The 17,516-nt window shown below is 73.2% G+C and carries 14 protein-coding genes; 6 read left to right on the top strand and 8 right to left on the bottom strand.

Annotated features, from left to right (window positions below; translation table 11 throughout):
• Positions 1–125: 125 nt before the first annotated feature.
• Positions 126–1,298, top strand: a complete 1,173-nt coding sequence (locus ACH01S_RS25510; protein WP_067896456.1) for a cystathionine gamma-synthase — start codon at positions 126–128, stop codon at positions 1,296–1,298.
• Positions 1,299–1,472: 174 nt separating this feature from the next.
• Entirely contained in the window at positions 1,473–2,504 is a 1,032-nt protein-coding gene (locus ACH01S_RS25505; RefSeq protein ID WP_246236620.1) for an alpha/beta hydrolase, read from the top strand.
• A gap of 25 nt (positions 2,505–2,529) precedes the next feature.
• Here ACH01S_RS25505 and ACH01S_RS25500 read toward each other — a convergent pair whose 3' ends face one another.
• The 3 genes from ACH01S_RS25500 to ACH01S_RS25490 form a co-directional block, all read right to left on the bottom strand.
• Complete coding sequence (locus ACH01S_RS25500; RefSeq protein ID WP_067896453.1) at positions 2,530–3,042, bottom strand: DUF2269 family protein; 513 nt, start codon at positions 3,040–3,042, stop codon at positions 2,530–2,532.
• A 42-nt stretch (positions 3,043–3,084) separates the two neighbouring features.
• The gene (locus ACH01S_RS25495) at positions 3,085–5,115 is read right to left on the bottom strand and encodes a vWA domain-containing protein (RefSeq protein WP_067896451.1); all 2,031 of its coding nucleotides are present in this window, start codon (positions 5,113–5,115) and stop codon (positions 3,085–3,087) included.
• Between the two features lie 104 nt (positions 5,116–5,219).
• Positions 5,220–6,671: a sigma 54-interacting transcriptional regulator gene (locus ACH01S_RS25490; RefSeq protein ID WP_148344311.1), complete on the bottom strand. Its 1,452-nt coding sequence runs from the start codon at positions 6,669–6,671 to the stop codon at positions 5,220–5,222.
• Positions 6,672–6,916: 245 nt separating this feature from the next.
• Between ACH01S_RS25490 and ACH01S_RS25485 the strand changes: the two genes are divergently transcribed.
• Genes ACH01S_RS25485 through ilvA form a run of 3 tightly spaced genes read left to right on the top strand, consistent with a single transcriptional unit; the run spans position 6,917 to position 10,318 of the window.
• A complete protein-coding gene (locus ACH01S_RS25485) occupies positions 6,917–8,080 on the top strand; it encodes an FIST signal transduction protein (protein WP_067896448.1) in 1,164 nt (387 codons plus the stop codon).
• Positions 8,077–9,036: an ROK family protein gene (locus ACH01S_RS25480; protein WP_067896445.1), complete on the top strand. Its 960-nt coding sequence runs from the start codon at positions 8,077–8,079 to the stop codon at positions 9,034–9,036. The genes ACH01S_RS25485 and ACH01S_RS25480 overlap by 4 nt, the downstream gene beginning before the upstream one ends.
• Positions 9,037–9,094: 58 nt before the next feature.
• Entirely contained in the window at positions 9,095–10,318 is a 1,224-nt protein-coding gene (ilvA, locus tag ACH01S_RS25475) for a threonine ammonia-lyase (RefSeq protein ID WP_067896442.1), read from the top strand.
• A 41-nt stretch (positions 10,319–10,359) separates the two neighbouring features.
• On the opposite strand, the gene ACH01S_RS25470 is transcribed toward ilvA, so the two are convergent.
• The 5 genes from ACH01S_RS25470 to hppD all read right to left on the bottom strand — a co-directional run bounded on the left by ACH01S_RS25470 (position 10,360) and on the right by hppD (position 16,781).
• A complete protein-coding gene (locus ACH01S_RS25470; RefSeq protein WP_067896439.1) occupies positions 10,360–11,781 on the bottom strand; it encodes a M1 family metallopeptidase in 1,422 nt (473 codons plus the stop codon).
• 304 nt (positions 11,782–12,085) lie between these two features.
• A complete protein-coding gene (locus ACH01S_RS25465) occupies positions 12,086–13,633 on the bottom strand; it encodes a M1 family metallopeptidase (protein WP_067896435.1) in 1,548 nt (515 codons plus the stop codon).
• Between the two features lie 108 nt (positions 13,634–13,741).
• Complete coding sequence (locus tag ACH01S_RS43840) at positions 13,742–14,572, bottom strand: RDD family protein (RefSeq protein WP_148344312.1); 831 nt, start codon at positions 14,570–14,572, stop codon at positions 13,742–13,744.
• A 77-nt stretch (positions 14,573–14,649) separates the two neighbouring features.
• Positions 14,650–15,570, bottom strand: a complete 921-nt coding sequence (locus ACH01S_RS25455; protein WP_067896428.1) for an RDD family protein — start codon at positions 15,568–15,570, stop codon at positions 14,650–14,652.
• 119 nt (positions 15,571–15,689) lie between these two features.
• The gene (hppD, locus tag ACH01S_RS25450) at positions 15,690–16,781 is read right to left on the bottom strand and encodes a 4-hydroxyphenylpyruvate dioxygenase (protein ID WP_067896425.1); all 1,092 of its coding nucleotides are present in this window, start codon (positions 16,779–16,781) and stop codon (positions 15,690–15,692) included.
• Between the two features lie 145 nt (positions 16,782–16,926).
• Between hppD and ACH01S_RS25445 the strand changes: the two genes are divergently transcribed.
• Positions 16,927–17,421 carry an Lrp/AsnC family transcriptional regulator gene (locus tag ACH01S_RS25445; protein WP_067896423.1) on the top strand — a complete coding sequence of 165 codons (495 nt, stop codon included), beginning with the start codon at positions 16,927–16,929 and terminating at the stop codon, positions 17,419–17,421.
• Positions 17,422–17,516 lie beyond the last annotated feature (95 nt).

Genomic DNA, 17,516 nt, shown 5'->3' with positions numbered 1-17,516 from the left:
ACTCGTAAAACGGTAGAGAACGTTAAGGGGTGCTGTGGTCAACCTGCACGCCGAATTGAGGTGTGATACCTGCGGGGGAGCCCCTCATCCTCTAGGAGGGGAGGGCGCTGGATAGCCTCGTACCCATGGACAACGACGTTCACCGCGCTTCCGGTTCCCGGCACGGCTTCGACACCGTGGCCATCCACGCGGGGCAGGAGCCGGATCCCGTGACGGGCGCGGTCGTGCCGCCGATCTACCAGGTCTCGACCTACAAACAGGACGGCGTCGGCGGGCTGCGCGGCGGTTACGAGTACTCGCGATCGGCCAATCCGACGCGTACCTCTCTGGAGGTATGCCTCGCCGAGACGGAGGGGGGCGCGCGGGGGCTGGCGTTCGCGTCCGGCCTCGCCGCCGAGGACGCGCTGCTGCGCACGGTCTGCCGTCCCGGCGACCACGTGGTGATCCCGAACGACGCCTACGGGGGCACCTACCGGCTCTTCGCGAAGGTCGGCGAGCCGTGGGGGCTCTCGTTCGACCCCGTCCCGCTCGCGGACGTGGCGGCCGTGCGGGCGGCGATGCGCCCGGACACGCGGATCGTCTGGGTGGAGACGCCGACCAACCCGCTGCTCGGCATCGCCGACATCGCGGCCCTCGCGGCGGTCGCGCACGACGCGGGCGCGTTGCTCGTGGTCGACAACACGTTCGCCTCGCCGTACCTGCAGCGGCCGCTCGACCTCGGCGCGGACGTGGTCGTCCACTCGACGACCAAGTACATCGGCGGGCACTCCGACGTGGTCGGCGGCGCGCTCGTCGTCGCGGACGGCGGGCTCGGCGACCGGCTGGCCTTCCACCAGAACGCCATGGGCGCCGTCGCGGGCCCGTTCGACGCCTGGCTCACCCTGCGCGGGATCAAGACGCTCGGCGTCCGGATGGACCGGCACTGCGCGAACGCGGAGAAGGTCGCGGAGATGCTGGGACGGCACCCCGCCGTCCGGCAGGTGCTCTACCCGGGGCTGCCCGACCACCCGGGCCACGAGATCGCGGCCAAGCAGATGCGGGCGTTCGGCGGCATGGTCTCGTTCCGGATGGAGACGGAGGAGGACGCCGTCGGGGTGTGCGAGCGGACGAAGCTGTTCACGCTCGGCGAGTCGCTCGGCGGCGTCGAGTCGCTGATCGAGCACCCGGGGCGGATGACGCACGCGTCGGCGGCCGGGTCGCCGCTGGAGGTGCCCGGCGACCTCGTCCGGCTGTCGGTCGGGATCGAGGACGCCGATGATCTCATCCGTGATCTAGAGATGGCGCTGGACCCGCTCTGACCAGCGCGAACGTCCTGCCCCGCGGACGCCGAACGGGGGCAAACGGCCTAGTCTTCCCGTCACGGACTTGATCAAACATCTATCATTGGCGCTCCAGGTTTCGTGACGAAGGGGCCCGGGGTGCGAAAGATACTGGTCTGTGGTGCGGCGTTCGCCGCGACGTGTGTCTCCGCCGTGGCCGTCCCGGGCGGGGCGGCGGCGGCGCCGGCGCCGACGCCTCCACCGCCCGCCGCGTCCGTCGCGCCGAGCGAGGAGACGTCCACGTCCCCGCCGGCGCCGCCCGGCGCCGAGTCCCCGGCGCCGTGGACGGAGAGCCCGCCGCAGGGCCGGGCGCCGCGCGACGGGGAGCCGGACGCCACCGTCTCGGCCGAGGCCGTCATGGTCACGCCGCGGCTCCCGCGCGCCCGCAGCTACGCCTACGGCAAGGATCCGAACCAGCGGATCGACGCCTACTGGCGCAAGGAGGGCCCGCGGGCGAAGCCGCGCCCGGTCGTCCTGATCCTGCACGGCGGGTACTGGATGCAGGGCGACAAGGGCTCCTGGAAGTACTTCGCGCGGCGGCTGACCGAGGACGGCTTCGTCGTCATGTCCGCCAACTACCGGCTCGCGCCGAAGGCGCAGTGGCCCGCGCAGCGCGACGACGCGCTGTCGGCCCTCGCGTTCGTCAAGAAGTACGCCCGGCACTGGAACGCCGACCCGAGCCGCGTCGTCGTGCTCGGCGCCTCGTCCGGCGGGCACCTCGCCACCCAGGTCGGCACGTTCGGGACGGGCGGCGCCCAGGTCCGCGGCGTGATCGCGCTGTCCCCGCCGAACGACCCCTACCTCGCCTACCAGGACGGCGCCCTGTCCGCCGCGACGCCCAGCCAGCGCAAGCTGCGCCGGGCCGTGGTCGACCTCGTCCACTGCGTGCCCGGCGCGGTCACCGGCCTGCTCGCCGCGCCCGACTGCTGGCAGCGCCTCGACGACGCCAACACCACCACGCACGTGTCGGCGGGCGACGCGCCGATGCTGCTCATGCACGCGACGGGCGACTTCGTCCCGGTCGCGCAGAGCAACGGGCTGGCCGGGGCGCTGCGCGAGGCGGGCGTGCCGGTGACGGTGAAGACCGTCGAGGGCAAGCTGCACGCGTCGCAGCTGTTCGAGGACGGGCGCACCTACCCGACGGTCCTCGCCTGGCTGAAGAACCGGCTGCGGCCGGGCCGCTGACCCCGGGCCGCCCCCGGCGGCGCGGTCAGGCGTTCCAGACCATCAGGACGAGGATCACCAGCCAGATCAGCGCGACGACGCCGGAGATCGCGGCGATCCGCCCGCGCTCCACCTGGGCGACGTCCCCGCTCGGCTTCGCCCGGGGCTCCTCCCCGCCCCCGGCCGCCTCCGCGTCCTCCGCGTCCTTCGCGGCGGGCGGGGCCGCGGCGGCGGCCGCCGCCGTCTCCAGCAGGTGCGCGGCCTTGCGCTGGTCCCGCTCGACGATCAGCAGCAGGACGAGCGCGACGATGAACAGCGTCATCGACACCGACAGCCACGCCTCGGCCAGGTCGTCCCCGGCGAGCGCCATCCCGAACAGGAAGATCGCCAGCGTGCCGACGCCGTAGATCTGGGTGGTCCGGTGCAGGTAGCGGACCACGGTCACGTTGCGCTTGCGGATGTAGCGCGGCGTGGACATCGTCGCGGCGGTCAGCGGCCCCAGCGTGAAGATCGCGAAGCCGATGTGCAGGATGAGCAGCAGGCGGTCGGAAGTCGACATGACGCCGACCCTAGCCCTCCCGGCGGTGTTCGCGGGGGCGGCTCAGCGGCGTCCGCGCCGCACCCGCAGGTAGTCGCTGACGACGTACTCGCCGAGGCGATCGGCGTCCGGCGCGAAGACCCGGCCGCCGTTGCGGCGGGCGACCTCCTCCACGAACGAGACGAGCCGCCGGTCCTCGGCGAGCATGAAGAAGTTCATGCAGGCGCCGCGCCGGGTCATCTTGTCGACCTCGGCGAGGGTGAGGACGAGCGTGTCCGTGGACGGCGGGTAGTCGAACAGCGAGCGGCCGTCCGGGCGCAGGTGCGCGGTCGGCTCCCCGTCGGTGACGACGAGGACGATCGGCTCGAAGTCGGGGTGCCGGTCCAGATGGCGTCCCGCGATCATGAGGGCGTGGTGCAGGTTCGTGCCCTGCACCATGTCCCAGTCGAGGCCCGCCATCTCCGTCGGGTGCAGCACCCGGGCGTAGTTGGAAAAGCCGATGATCTGGATCGCGTCCTGCGGGAACTTGCTGGTCACGAGCGTGTGCAGGGCGAGCGTCGTCTGCTTGGCGACCGCCCAGGTGCCGCGCAGCACCATCGAGTACGACAGGTCGACCAGCAGGCAGACGGCCGCGCCGGTGCGCCGCTCCGTCTCGTGGACCTCGAAGTCGTCCACGCCGAGCCGGACGCCGTTCGCGCGTCCGGACGGCGCGCCCGGCTCGTCGGCGCCGGGCTCGATCACGACCGCCGGGGACGCGGGCCCCGCCGCGCCCTCCATCGCGCTGCGGCGGATGGCGTTGCCGACCGTCCGGACGACGTCGAGCGGCTGCTCGTCGCCGAACCGCCACTCCCGGCTCGCACCGGTCAGCTCGCCCGCCTGGCCCGCGTCGCGCTGCTCGTGGTCGCCCTGCCGCCCGGTGGTGAGCTGGGCGAACACGCGGCGCAGCGCCGTCTCGCCGAGCCGCCGGACGGCCTTCGGCGTCAGCTCCAGCTTGCCGCGGTTGCGGCGCAGGTAGCCCTGCCGCTCCAGCTCCGCCTCGATGCGGCGCAGCTCGGCGAGGTCGTCCACGGCCTGGCGGCCGAGCGCCCGCCGGACGGCCTCCTCGTCGATGTCGTCCAGCCGCGCGCCGGGGTAGTCCTGCCCGAGGGCGGCCTCCAGCTCGCTGAGGTCGGCCAGCTCGGCCAGCGCGGTCGTCGCGTCGCCCATGCCGAGCGGGTCGTCGCCGGTCATCTGCTCCGGCTGCCCCCAGCCGAGGTCGGGCCGCCGCGCCCGCAGCGCGTCGCCGAGCCTGGACATCTCCATGGCGAGGCCCGCGTCCTGCATGACCTGGTCCATCAGCCCGGCCAGCTCGGCGCGCTGCTCGGGGGAGAGGGAGGCGAGCAGGCGGTCCATCGCGGCGGCGCGGCGGGCGAGCGAGTCGACCAGCTCTTCGAGGTTTGCCGGGGCGTCGGGGAACATGTCCCCGTACTCGTCCATGAAGCGGTCGAAGTCCTCTTGGGTGTGCTCGCCGCGCGCGTCGCGGTCGAGCATCTCGTTGAGCGCGGCCATCATGTCCTTGACGCGTTCCATGGCGGCCGGGTCGCTGTTCTCCAGCGCCTGCTTCATGCCCTGGAACTGCGAGTCGAGGACCTCGCGGCGCAGCAGGTCCTTCAGCCGCTCGAAGGTGGCGCGGGCGGCGTCCGAGCGCCAGTCGTAGCCGGACAGCCGCCGGATCGCCTGGGACGTGTCGGACGGCAGCGTGTCGAGCTCGGCCTCCCGCAGCCGCGCGTCGTCGCTCGGGTCGGGGAACAGCTCGGCCCGCTCCTGCCCGATCGCCGTGTCGAGCAGGGCGCGCGCCTCTTCGAGCGTCCCGTCGAGGCGGCCCCGGTCGCGCAGGGCGCGGCGCCGCTCCCGCACCTGGCGGAGCATGTCGTCGAGCCCGCGGCGGTTCCGCGCGCCGGGCAGGCCGCGGCGCAGCAGCTCGCGCAGCGCGTCGTCCGGGCGGGTGCCGTCGAGCACCGAGTCGCCCATCGCGTCGAGGGCGTCCCGGACGTCGTAGGGCGGGGCGAGCGGGTCGGGCCCGTCCTCGTATGCGCCGTAGCGGTATCGGCTCATCGAATCCCCTTGCGGTGGAGACCTAGGGTCAGGGGCCCGGCCTGCGGCCGGGTCAGGTGCGGCGTGTCGTACGCGGCGGTGTCGTGTGCTTGTGCGCGTCGGTGTCAGGTCCGGTAGGTGGCGGTGCCCTCGGAGCCGCCCGCGCCGACGTCCTTGGACAGCCGCCGGGTCAGGAACAGCCCCTCCAGGGCGAACTCCAGCGCGGCCGCGGCCTGGCCGGGGGACTCCCCGCTCATGCCGAGCCGCTCCATCATCTTCGCGAGGCCGGGCACGGGCCCGAGGCGGCGCAGCAGCTCCGTCGCCGTCACCAGCTCCCCGGACTCGACGGTCTCGCCCGCGTCGAACTTGTCGAGCAGGCCGGTCAGGTCGGCGGCGCCGAGCGTCCGCCGGTAGGTCTCGGCGACGGCGCGGCGCAGCAGGTGCTCCAGGACCTCCTGCTCGCGCCCCTCCTCGCTGACCTCGAACTCGACCTTGCCCATCAGCGACGGGACGATCGCGGGCAGGTCGCAGACGCGGGCGACGGCGTGGTCCTCGCCGGTGAGGGCCGCGCGGCGCACCGCGCCCGCCGCGACGGTCTCCGCGCCCGCGAGCGCGAACCGCGCGGACACGCCGGAGCGGGCGTCCACCGCCGTGGACTCGCGGACGAGCCGGGTGAACCGCCCGATCACCTCGATCAGGTGGTCGGGCACCTCGGCGGGCAGGCCCGCGAGGTCGGCGAAGTCGGACTCCTGGCGGATCAGCGCGAGCTCGGCCTCCAGCGCGAGCGGGTAGTGGGTGCGGATCTCGGCGCCGAAGCGGTCCTTCAGCGGGGTGATGATGCGGCCGCGGTTGGTGTAGTCCTCGGGGTTGGCGGACGCGACGAGCAGCACGTCCAGCGGCAGCCGCAGCGCGTAGCCGCGGACCTGGACGTCGCGCTCCTCCAGCACGTTCAGCAGCGCGACCTGGATGCGCTCGGCGAGGTCGGGCAGCTCGTTGATGGAGAACACGCCGCGGTTGGTGCGCGGGACGAGCCCGAAGTGCACCGTCTCGGGGTCGCCGAGGGTGCGGCCCTCGGCCACCTTGATGGGGTCGACGTCGCCGATGAGGTCGCCGACGCTGGTGTCGGGCGTGGCGAGCTTCTCGCCGTAGCGGTCGTCGCGGTGCTTCCAGTCGACGGGCAGCTCGTCGCCGAGCTCGGCGGCGAGGCGGCGGCAGCGCACGCACACCGGCGCGTACGGGTGGTCGTTGATCTCGCAGCCCGCGACGACGGGCGTCCACTCGTCGAGGAGCCCGGCGAGGGTGCGGATCAGCCGCGTCTTGCCCTGCCCGCGCTCGCCCAGCAGGACGAGGTCGTGCCCGGCGAGCAGGGCGCGCTCCAGGTGCGGGAGGACGGTGTCGTCGAACCCGAGGATGCCGGGGAAGCGCGGCTGACCGGTTCGCAGCCGGTGCAGGAGGTTGCCGCGGATCTCGGCCTTCACCGACCGCTGGACGTGACCGCTGGTGCGCAGCTCGCCCAGAGTGGACGGGCGGGGTGCGGATTCACATGGTGTGGATTCACTCGGGTTGGAAGAACGCACGCGACCGACACTACGTCGCGGGTCAGCGGAATCGCACCCTTGACCCTAGGATTCGTCCGCTATGCCCTGCCTTGACGGCGTTTCGCGGTGCGGGGCCTTGTTCGTGCGGAGTCGCGTCTTGTTTGGGTGGATATGGCGTGGCGGGGGACACTGGAGGTGTGAAGCGAACCGGTGAACGGAGTGAATACTTTCATCGGACTCCGAGATGATCGAGATGAAGGCATTCGACTAGGGAGGCGGTGCCGATGGCGCGATTCGGTGATGGCCTGGCCCTCGGACCCGACCTGTCCAAGGCCGCCGCGTCCGCGGTCGAGCAGGCGCTCGCGCCGCTCAGCGCGGCGCCCGACCTGGTCTGCGTCTTCATGACCGGGGACGATCCGGAGGCGATCGAGGAGGCGGCGGCCGCCGCGGCGCGGGCGGCGGGCCCGGCCGTGCTGCTCGGCTGCAGCGCGTCCGGGGTGATCGGCGCCGGGCGCGGCGTGGAGGACGCGGGCGCGGTCAGCGCGTGGGCGGCGGTGCTGCCCGGCGCGCGGCTCGACCCGTTCCGGCTGGAGACGCTGAAGGCCGACGACCGGCTGATCGTGGTCGGCATGCCCGAGGGCCAGGACGACGACGTCGTCGGCGTCCTGCTGACCGACCCGTACAGCTTCCCGGTGGACGCCTTCGTCGAGCGCTCCGACGACGCGCTCCCCGGCCTGCCGCTCGTCGGCGGGCTCGCCGAGGGCAGCGAGCGCGGCGACGTGCGGCTGTTCGTCGGCGGCGAGGTGTACCGCGACGGCGCGGTCGGCGTCGTCATCGGCGGCGCCGTGACCGCCGCGACCGTGGTCAGCCAGGGCGCCCGCCCGATCGGGCCCGACATGGTGGTGACGCGGGCGGAGGAGAACGTCCTGTACGAGCTGGCGGGCGTGCCCGCGCTGGAGAAGCTGGAGCAGATCGTCGTCGGGCTGCCGGAGGAGGAGCAGGAGCTCGCCGGGCACGGCCTGCTGATCGGCGTCGCGATGGACGAGTACGCCGACGAGCACGAGCACGGCGACTTCCTCGTCCGCGGCGTCGTCGGCGCCGACACCGACAGCGGCGCGATCGCGATCGGCGACGTGGTGGACGTCGGGCGCACCGTCCGGTTCCAGGTCCGCGACGCCGGGGCCGCCGAGAAGGACCTCGCCGCCCTGCTCGACCGGTTCGACATGGCGCCGGTCGAGGGCGCGCTGCTGTTCTCGTGCAACGGGCGCGGGCAGGCGATGTTCCCCGACTCCGACCACGACGCGAAGGTGCTCGACCGCGCGTTCGGCCCGGCCGGGGTCGGCGGGTTCTTCGCCGCCGGCGAGATCGGCCCGGTCGCCGGACGCAACCACGTGCACGGGTTCACCGCGTCCATCCTCGCGTTCGGCCGGGCGGCGGAGCCCGCGTGACCGAGGCGTCCGGAGCGCCCGTCCTCGCGGTGGACGTCGGCGGGACGAAGCTCGCCGCCGCCCTCGTCGGCCCGGACGGGCGCGTCGCGGCGACCGACCGCGTCCCCACCCCGAACGAGCCCGGCGTCGACGGCGAGGAGCTGTGGCGGACGCTGGAGGCGCTGCTCGCCAAGCTCGTCGCGGACGCCGGCGACCCGCCCCTCGCGGGCGTCGGCGTCGGCTGCGGCGGGCCGATGACCTGGCCCGCCGCCGAGGTGTCGCCGCTGAACATCCCGGCCTGGCGCGGCTTCCCGCTGCGCGCCCGGCTCCGCGCGCGGTACCCGGGCCTGCCGGTCCGCATCCACAACGACGCGATCTGCGTCGCGGTCGGCGAGCACTGGCGGGGCGCGGGGCGCGGGCACGACGACGTCCTCGGGATGGTCGTGTCCACCGGCGTCGGCGGCGGGCTGATCCTCGGCGGGCGGCTCGTGAACGGGGCGAGCGGCAACGCCGGGCACATCGGGCACGTCGTCGTCGACCCGGGCGGGCCGCCGTGCGCGTGCGGCGGGCGCGGCTGCCTGGAGGCGGTCGCGCGCGGTCCGGGGCTCGTGGCGTGGGCGCGGGAGCAGGGCTGGCGGCGCGACGACGGCACGGCGACCGGGGTGGAGCTGGCCGCCGACGCGCGCGGCGGCGACCCGGTCGCGGTCGCCGCGCTGCGCCGCGCCGGGCGCGCCCTCGGCATCGCGATCGCGTCCGCGACGCACCTGTGCGACCTCCAGGTCGTCGCGATCGGCGGCGGCCTGTCGCAGACGGGGTCGCTGCTGTTCGAGCCGCTGGACGAGGCGTTCGCCACGCACGCGCGGATGGAGTTCGCGCGGCGGGTCCGGATCGTCCCGGCGGCGCTCGGGCAGACCGCCGGGCTCGTCGGCGCGGCCGCGCTGGTCTTCGCCCAGGAGCGCTACTGGAGCGCGGGCTGACCGCACGCGCGCGCGGCCGTGGTCCCAAGATCGCTTGGCGGGTGCGAGGATCGTAGGCATGCTCTCCCTCACCGTCGAGGACGTCCGCGCCGCCCGGGACGTGCTCCGCGAGGTGGTCGTGCCGACCCCGATGATCCCGTCCCGGGTGCTGTCGGAGCAGATCGGCGGGCCCGTCCTGCTCAAGTGCGAGAACCTGCAGCGCACCGGCTCGTTCAAGATCCGCGGCGCGTTCCTGCGGATCTCCCGGCTGAGCGCGGCCGAGCGGGCCCGCGGCGTCGTCGCGGCCAGCGCGGGCAACCATGCCCAGGGCGTCGCGCTCGCCGCGTCCATGCTCGGCTGCCGGGCGACCGTGTTCATGCCGGTCGGCGCCCCGCTCCCCAAGATCGCCGCGACCCGCGGCTACGGCGCCGAGGTCGTGTTCCCCGGCCCGACCGTGGACGACTGCCTCATCGCCGCCCGCAAGCACGCGGACGAGTCGGGCGCGGTGTTCATCCACCCCTTCGACCACCCGGACGTCGTCACCGGCCAGGCGACCATCGGCCTGGAGATCATGGAGCAGTGCCCGGACGCCCGGACGATCGTCGCCCCGGTCGGCGGCGGCGGGCTGCTCGCGGGCGTCGCGGCGGCCGCCAAGGGGATCGCGCGCGCGGCGGGCGGCCCCGGCGTCAAGATCGTCGGAGCGCAGGCCAAGCGGGCGGCGGCGTTCCCGCCCTCGCTCGCCGCCGGGCGCCCGACGCAGATCGAGATCGAGCGGACGATGGCGGACGGGATCGCGGTCGGCCGCCCCGGCGACCTCACCTACGCCATGTTCACCGAGCTGGTGGACGCGGTCGTCACCGTCACCGAGGAGTCCATCTCGCAGGCGCTGCTGCTGTGCCTAGAACGCGCCAAGCAGGTCGTCGAGCCCGCGGGCGCGGCCGGGGTGGCGGCCCTGCTGGAACACGCCTACGCGGTCGAACCGCCGGTCGTGGTGCTGCTGTCGGGCGGCAACATCGACCCGCTGCTGCTGTCGCGGGTGCTGCGGCACGGCCTCGCGGGCGCGGGCCGGTACCTGGTCGTCCGGTGCCGGTTGAAGGACCGGCCGGGCGCGCTGATGACGCTGCTCGGCGAGCTGGCCGAGCTGGGCGTGAACGTCCTGGACGTGATGCACGAGCGCGTCGCGGCGCGGCTGCCCGTCGAGGAGGCCGAGGTGCTCCTGCACCTGGAGACGCGCGGCGCCGACCACTCCGAGGACGTCATCGGCCGCCTCCGCGAACGGGGCTACACCCTCACGCTGAGCTAGCCGCCGCCCGAGCGGCCCGCCCAGCGTGAGGGCGGGTGAACCTACAGGCTCGGCTTGCCCTCGGAGTACAGCCAAGTCTTGGCCCAGGCGTCCAGGTTCCGGTGCGAGAGCCGCGCGGCGAAGCGGACGAAGTCCGCGGTCGACGCGTTCCCGTACCGGTACGCCGTGGGCCACGCCTCCAGCAGCCGGTAGAACGACCGGTCGCCGATCCTCTTGCGCAGGGCGTGGATGGCCATCGCGCCCCGGTCGTAGACGAGCCCGTCGAAGATGTGGTCGCGGCCCGGGTCGGCGACCTTGCCCTTCCAGAGCGCGCTGTCGGCGGGCGCCTTGTAGGTCTCGTCGAAGCTGGTCTGCACGGGCGTGCCCTCGAACTTCTCCGCGTACAGCCACTCGGAGTACGTCGCGAAGCCCTCGTTCAGCCAGATGTCGGCCCAGCGGGCGGGGGACACCGCGTCCCCGAACCACTGGTGGCCGAGCTCGTGCGCGAGCAGGCCGCCGCTCGGGATGCTGCCCGGCCTGCGCCCGAGGTCGTACACCGGACGGCCCTGCGTCTCCAGCGCGTACCCGACGCCGGCCTTCACCACGATCCCGCCCGTCGAGCTGAACGGGTAGCGCCCGTACAGGGACGCCTCGAAGTCCGTCACCTGCGCGGTCTGGTCGTGGAACTTCCGCGCGTCGCCCGCCGTCACGCCCTGGACGCGGTCGGTGGCGGTGAGGTTCGGCACGCCGCCCTTCGTCCGGCCGGAGATGGTGTCGTACTTGCCGATCGCGAACATCGACAGCTCGCTCGCCATCGGGTTGCGGACGTCCCAGCGGGTCGTCGTCCAGCCGCCCTTCGTGGACTTCCCGCGCAGGTCGCCGTTGGCGAGCGTGGTCAGCTCGCTCGGCGCCGACAGGATGAACGTGTACGTCGCCTTGTCGGACGGGTGGTCGTTCACCGGGAAGACCGTCGCGGCGCCGATCGGCTGGTTGAGCATGACGGCGCCGTCCGCCGTCGGGATCCAGCCGGACGTGCCGAGCGCGTCGTCGTTCACCGTCTGCGGGACGCCCGAGTACGCGACCGTCACCGTGAACGTCCGGTTCTTGCGCAGCCCGCTCGGCGGGGTGATGACCAGTTCCTGCGCGCCCGTCCGCTGGTAGGACGCCTTGCGCCCGTCCACCTTCAGGGACGAGATCTTCAGCGGGCCGAGGAAGTCCAGGTCGAAGCGGGACAGGTTCTGCGTCGCCCGAGCCTTCACCCGGGTCACGGCCTGGATGCCCTTCGTGGCCGGGTCGTACTTCACCCCGATGTCGTAGTGCGCGACGTCGTAGCCGCCGTTGCCCATGTCGGGGAAGTAGGGGTCGCCCGCGCCCGGCGCCCCGGGCGTGAACCGCGCGGCGGCGACGGCGGGCGCCGCGGGCGCGGCGAGCACCGCGGCGGTGCTCAGCGCCACGGCGGCGAGGGCTCTCGGGGTTCTGCTCATCGGCCTCGTCCTCGGATCGTCCTCGGTTGGCGGTCCGGCCCCCGGTTTCCGGCCCGGCCGGCCGTGGTCAGCTGTCATGACCGTGATCAAGACTTGCTCGTGATCCGCGTCCCGGCAAGCGCGATTTGGTCTCAAATCGGCTGAAAAAGGACGGAATCCATGGCCGGATCCGGCATCCGGAGACCGTTCGCGCGGATGGTCCGTCCGGTGGACCCGGTTCCGGCCCAGCGTCGCGGGCCTTTACGGGCGTCCGCCAGGAGACCCGCCGCTCTTTCCCCGGACTTGGCCGATCCCCGCCGCGCCGTCACCGGGACGGCCGGCCCTGCTCGTACAGCCAGTCGTTGAAGAACCCGTCCAGGCTTTTGCCGGAGACCTTGTTCGCGGTCGCGATGAACTGCGGCGTCGTCCCGCCCGCGTGCCTGCGCTCCTTCGTCCACGTCTGGAGGATCTTGTAGAAGACGTCCTCGCCGACCTTGTCGCGGAGCGCGACCAGCGTCATGCCGCCCCGGTCGTACACCGAGCGGCCGAACATCTGCTTGCGCCCCGGGTTGCCGGGCGGGACGTCCCACAGCTCCCGCGCCCCCGCGCTCCGGTACCGCTCGTCGAACTGCTCCTTGACGGTCCGCCCGCCGCTCTTCTCCTCCCACAGCCACTCGGCGTAGGTGGCGAAGCCCTCGTTCAGCCAGATGTCCTGCCACTTCGTGACGCTGACGCTGTCGCCGAACCACTGGTGCGCCAGCTCGTGCGCGACGATCGTCGGCTGCAGCCCGAACGCCCCGTACACCGGCCTGGTCTGCGCCTCCAGCGCGAACCCCACGTCCGCGTTGTCGATCAGCCCGCCGGTGGAGGAGAACGGGTAGGGGCCGAACAGCCGCGTCCACTCCTCGGTGACGTCGGAGTTCAGCTTGTGGAACCGGTCGATGTTCACCGTCATGAGGCTCTGGTCGACGGCGGTGATGACCGGGACGCCGCTCGGGGTCCGTCCCGTCCGGACGCCGAACCGGCCGACGTCGACCGTCGCCAGGTACGTCGCCATCGGCGCCTTCACGTGCCACCTCGACGTCGTGTCCGCGGTCAGCGACACCGGCTCGACGGACGGCAGGCCCGACCCCGGCGACTCGGTCGGCGGCGTCCCCGGCGGGTTCGGCGGCGAGCCGGGCAGGTTCGGCGGGAGCCCGCCGCCGCCGGTGTCGGCCGGGGGCGTCTCCGGCTCCCCGTTCGCGATCGCCGTCAGCCCCGGCGGCACCGTGATCTCGAAGTCGAACGTCGCCTTGTCGCTCGGATGGTCGTTGCTCGGGAACCAGGTGTGCGCCCCGCTCGGCTGGCATGCGACGAACACGCCGTCCGGGGTGCGGATCCAGCCGTACTTGCCGAGCGTCGAGTCGGTCACCGGCCGCGGCGTCCCCGCGTACTGGACGACCGTCGTGAACTTCGCGCCCTTCTCCAGCGGCTTCGCCGGGGTGACCTCCAGCTCGCTGCCACCGCGCTGCTGCCGCGCGGGCGCCCCGTCCACCGTGATGGACGACACGTCCAGGCCGGTCAGGTCCAGGTTGAACCGGGCGAGCCGCTCGGTCGCCAGCGCGGTGATCGTCGCGGTGCCGTCGAGCTGCCGCGGCCCGTCCGGCGTGATCTTCAGCTTCAGCGCGTAGTGCTGGACGTCGTACCCGCCGTTCCCGTCGCCGGGCACGTAGTCGTCGCCCGCCGTGGTCGGCCCCGCCGGACCCGACACCGCCCCCTCGGGCGGCGGACCGGACGACCCCGGGTCGTCGTCGCCGAACGGCGTCACCTGGCAGGCGGCGGTCAGCGACCCCGCGACGGCGAGAGCGGCCAGTCCCGCGGCGCCGCGGGACACGGGCCGCGCACCACGACGGGACGGGCTGGGGGAGTTTCCGGCCTTATGCACGCCGACAAGCGTGCCGTGCCACCACCACCCAGGCAACCTGGACGCGTCCGTTCGCGGTCAGCGGCGGTGCGCGTAGGGGTTCGGGGCGGCGGGGTCGGCCTTGACGACGACCGTCCGCGCGACCTTGCAGTGCAGGGCCTGCTTGCGGCGGTCCCAGAGGATCCAGGCGACGTCGATCAGGCCGATGCAGCCGCAGATCCCGCCGAGCACGCTGTAGAAGGCGGAGCGTCCGGCGGCCTGGCCGGAGGTGATCGCCTGCTGGTCGTCCTGCCGGACGACGCGGATGCGCAGCAGCATCTTGCCGAGCGTCTGCCCGAACCTCGCGTGCATCAGCCAGTAGTAGAGGAAGCCCAGCACGACGCTGATCGCGTTAGCGCCCGACTGCGCGCCGTTGAAGAACGAGTCGTTGGAGTCGGTGTCGAAGACGCGGTGCCAGTCGATGAAGGGGATCGACACCAGCCCGGACACGATGCCGACGAGGATCAGGTCGACGATCGCCGCGCCCAGCCGCGCCCAGCGGCTCGCCAGCCCCTCGGCCGGATCGGGGTACCCGCCCATGCCGCCGTAGGACGGCCCGTAGCCGGACTGGTCGGGATACCTCGGGTACTGCGGTGGCGGCTGCTGCTGCCCGTACCCCGGCTGCCCCCCGTATCCGGGCTGGTCCCCGTATCCGGGCTGGCCGCCGTATCCCGGCTGCTCCCCGTAACCCGGTTGGCCGCCGTATCCGGGCTGTTCTCCGTAGCCCGGTTGTTCTCCGTATCCCGGTTGGCCCTGGCCGCCGTAGGGCGGTCCGCCGTACGGGCCCGGACGGTCGGGCGGCGGCTGCCCGTCGGGCCGCCGGTCTTCCGGCTCTCCCCCGGACGCGGGGTCGTTCGGCGGTTGCGTCATGACCGTTGGATTGGCCGTGGCGCAGGCTTCCAAACATCGCCGCGTCCGGGAGGATCGGAATGTTTACCCCCGGAAGATCAAGAATTGCCGGGGCCGGACGGCGCCGGTGGGGGCGGCGCGGAGCGGGCGTAGGGGTTCGGCATCCACGGCGCGGCCTTCACGACCACCGTCCCGGCGGCCTTGTCGTGGAGGGCCTGGCGCCGCTGGTCCCACAGGATCCAGGCGTTGTCGAGCAGGCCCACGACGCTGAGGATCCCCAGGGCGGGCGACAGCAGGCTGACCGCCGACGTCCCCATCGTGATGGCGTACACGACCGCCTGCCGTCCGGCCGCCCGGCCGAGGCTCACCGCGGAGTGGTCGGACGCCCGCACCAGCCGGATGCCCAGCGCCTTCTTCCCGAGCGTCTGCCCCCACTTCGCGTGCGCGACGGTGAAGTACACGAAGCCCAGCAGGAACACGAACGCGTACCCGGCCAGCATGCGCGGGATGTTGTACAGGTCCAGGGGGTCGGTGATCGGCTCGCCGGACGAGACGGAGTCCTGCCACTTGTCCCAGCGGATCGAGAGCAGGACGACGGGCGTGGCGAACAGGCTCAGGAGCAGGCTGTCCAGGATCCCGGCGGCGAGGCGGTGGGCGCGCCCGGCGATGAAGTCCCGCGGGCCGCCGTGACCGGGCGGTCCGTAGCCGGGCGGTACGTGGCCGGGGTGGGCGTAGCCGGGCGGCGGATACCCGGGCTGCTGCGGGTGGCCGGGCGCCGGGGCGGGCGGCCCGTAGCCGATCGGCGGCGCGGCGGGCAGCGGGGCCGCGCCGGGCTGGGCGCCGTAGGTGCCCTGGTAGGGCGGCGGGCGCTCCGGCGTCGCGGGCGGGCCGGTCGGCGCGTCCGGGGAGGCGGTCTCGGGGACGTCCGGGGAGGGGGTCTCGGAGGCCTCCGGGGACCGCGGGTCGGGGGACGCCCATCCGCCGCCCTCGGGCCGGGGGTTCTCAGGCGGTTCGCTCATGGGCCACAGTGTGCCGTCAAACGGGCAGGACGGGTGCCGTCGGACGGACGTCCGGCCCTGGACGATGGCGCCGTCCAGGGCCGGGCGACCCCCCGAGTCCGGAGGGGGCGGGCGGCGGATCAGAGGTTGCCGCGGCGCTCCTGCTCCCGCTCGATCGCCTCGAACAGGGCCTTGAAGTTGCCCTTGCCGAAGCCGAGCGAGCCGTGCCGCTCGATGAGCTCGAAGAAGACGGTCGGCCTGTCCTGGACGGGCTTCGTGAAGATCTGCAGCAGGTAGCCGTCCTCGTCGCGGTCGACGAGGATCCGGCGCTTCTGCAGCTCCTCGATCGGGACGCGCACCTGCCCGATGCGCTCGCGCAGCTCCGGGTCCTCGTAGTAGGAGTCGGGGCTCTCCAGGAACTCGACGCCCGCGGCCCGCATCCGGTCGACCGAGGACAGGATGTCGTTCGTGGCGAGCGCGATGTGCTGGACGCCCGGGCCGCCGTAGAACTCCAGGTACTCGTCGATCTGCGACTTGCGCTTGCTCTCGGCGGGCTCGTTCAGCGGGAACTTCACCTTGCGGGTGCCGTCCGCGACGACCTTCGACATGAGCGCCGAGTACTCGGTAGCGATGTCGTCCCCGACGAACTCGGCCATGTCGGTGAAGCCCATGACGCGGTGGTAGTACTCGGCCCACTCGTCCATGCGCTCGACGTTGCCGACGCAGTGGTCGATCGCCTGGAAGTAGCGCTTCTCGACGGGTTCGACGATCGGGTCCGCGGCCTCGAACCCGGGCAGGTACGGGCCGGTGTAGTTCGACCGGTCGACCAGGGTGTGCCGGGTCTCGCCGTAGGTGGCGATGGCCGCGACCGTCACCTTGCCGTGGTCGTCCTCCAGGACGTGCGGCTCCTCAAGGCCCGTCGCGCCCTTGGCGAGCGCGTGCCGGTAGGCGTGCTCGACGTCCGGCACCTCGATCGCGAGGTCGACGACGCCGTCGCCGTGCTCGGCGATGTGCCGCCCGATCTCCGTGCCCGCCTTCACCGGGCCGCGGAACACGAACCTGGCGCCGCCGGACTCCAGGACGTGCACGGCCTCCTCGGGACTGCCGTTCTCCGGGCCGCGGTAGGCGACCCTGCGCATGCCGAACGCGGTCGAGTAGTAGTGCGCCGCCTGCTTGGCGTTGCCGACGGCGAAGACGACGGCGTCCATGCCCTTGACCGGAAACTCATCCATGTCACCCAATCTCCGCAACCGCCTACAAGGTGCGCAAGAGTCGTCTGAATCACTGGTCAATCTGTACAGTGGATAGCGAGAACGACCGGTCGCTCTGTACATCCTGACCACGAATGCGGGCGGCCTCGGCGGAGAAGGGGGCGGCGTGCCGATCGACGCGCTGGACGGACGGCTGATCGAGCTCTTCACCGCCGAGCCGCGGATCGGCGTCCTGGAGGCGTCCCGGCGGCTGAAGGTCGCGCGCGGGACCGTCCAGGCGCGGCTCGACCGGCTGGCCCGCGACGGCGTCATCGCGGGCATGGGCCCGGAGATCGACCCGGCGGCGCTCGGCTACGGCGTCACCGCGTTCGTGACGCTCCAGCTCAGGCAGAGCCTGGGGCAGGGGCACAGCGGGCACGACCCGGTGGCGGCGCGGCTCGCCCAGGTGCCCGAGGTGATCGAGGCGCACACCATCACCGGGCCCGGCGACATGCTGTGCCGCGTCGTGGCGCGCAGCAACACCGACCTGCAGCGGGTCATCGACGTCATCGTGGACGTCGCGGGCGTCGAGCGCGCGTCGTCGGTGATCTCCCTCGCGACCCAGGTGCCGTACCGGACGCTGCCGCTCGTCCGCGCCGTCGCCGCCGAGCGCGGCCGCTAGCCCCGGACACAGCGCCGCCGGGCGGGTTCTCTGCCCGCCCGGCGGTTCCCGGTTCCGCGATCAGCGCGGCCGGCTCAGGAGGACGCCGGCCCGAG

Source organism: Actinomadura chibensis NBRC 106107, from assembly GCF_001552135.1.
Taxonomy (GTDB): Bacteria; Actinomycetota; Actinomycetes; order Streptosporangiales; family Streptosporangiaceae; genus Spirillospora; species Spirillospora chibensis.
The sequence above is the reverse complement of the archived record's forward strand: the minus strand, read 5'-3'. Positions and strand labels throughout refer to the sequence as shown.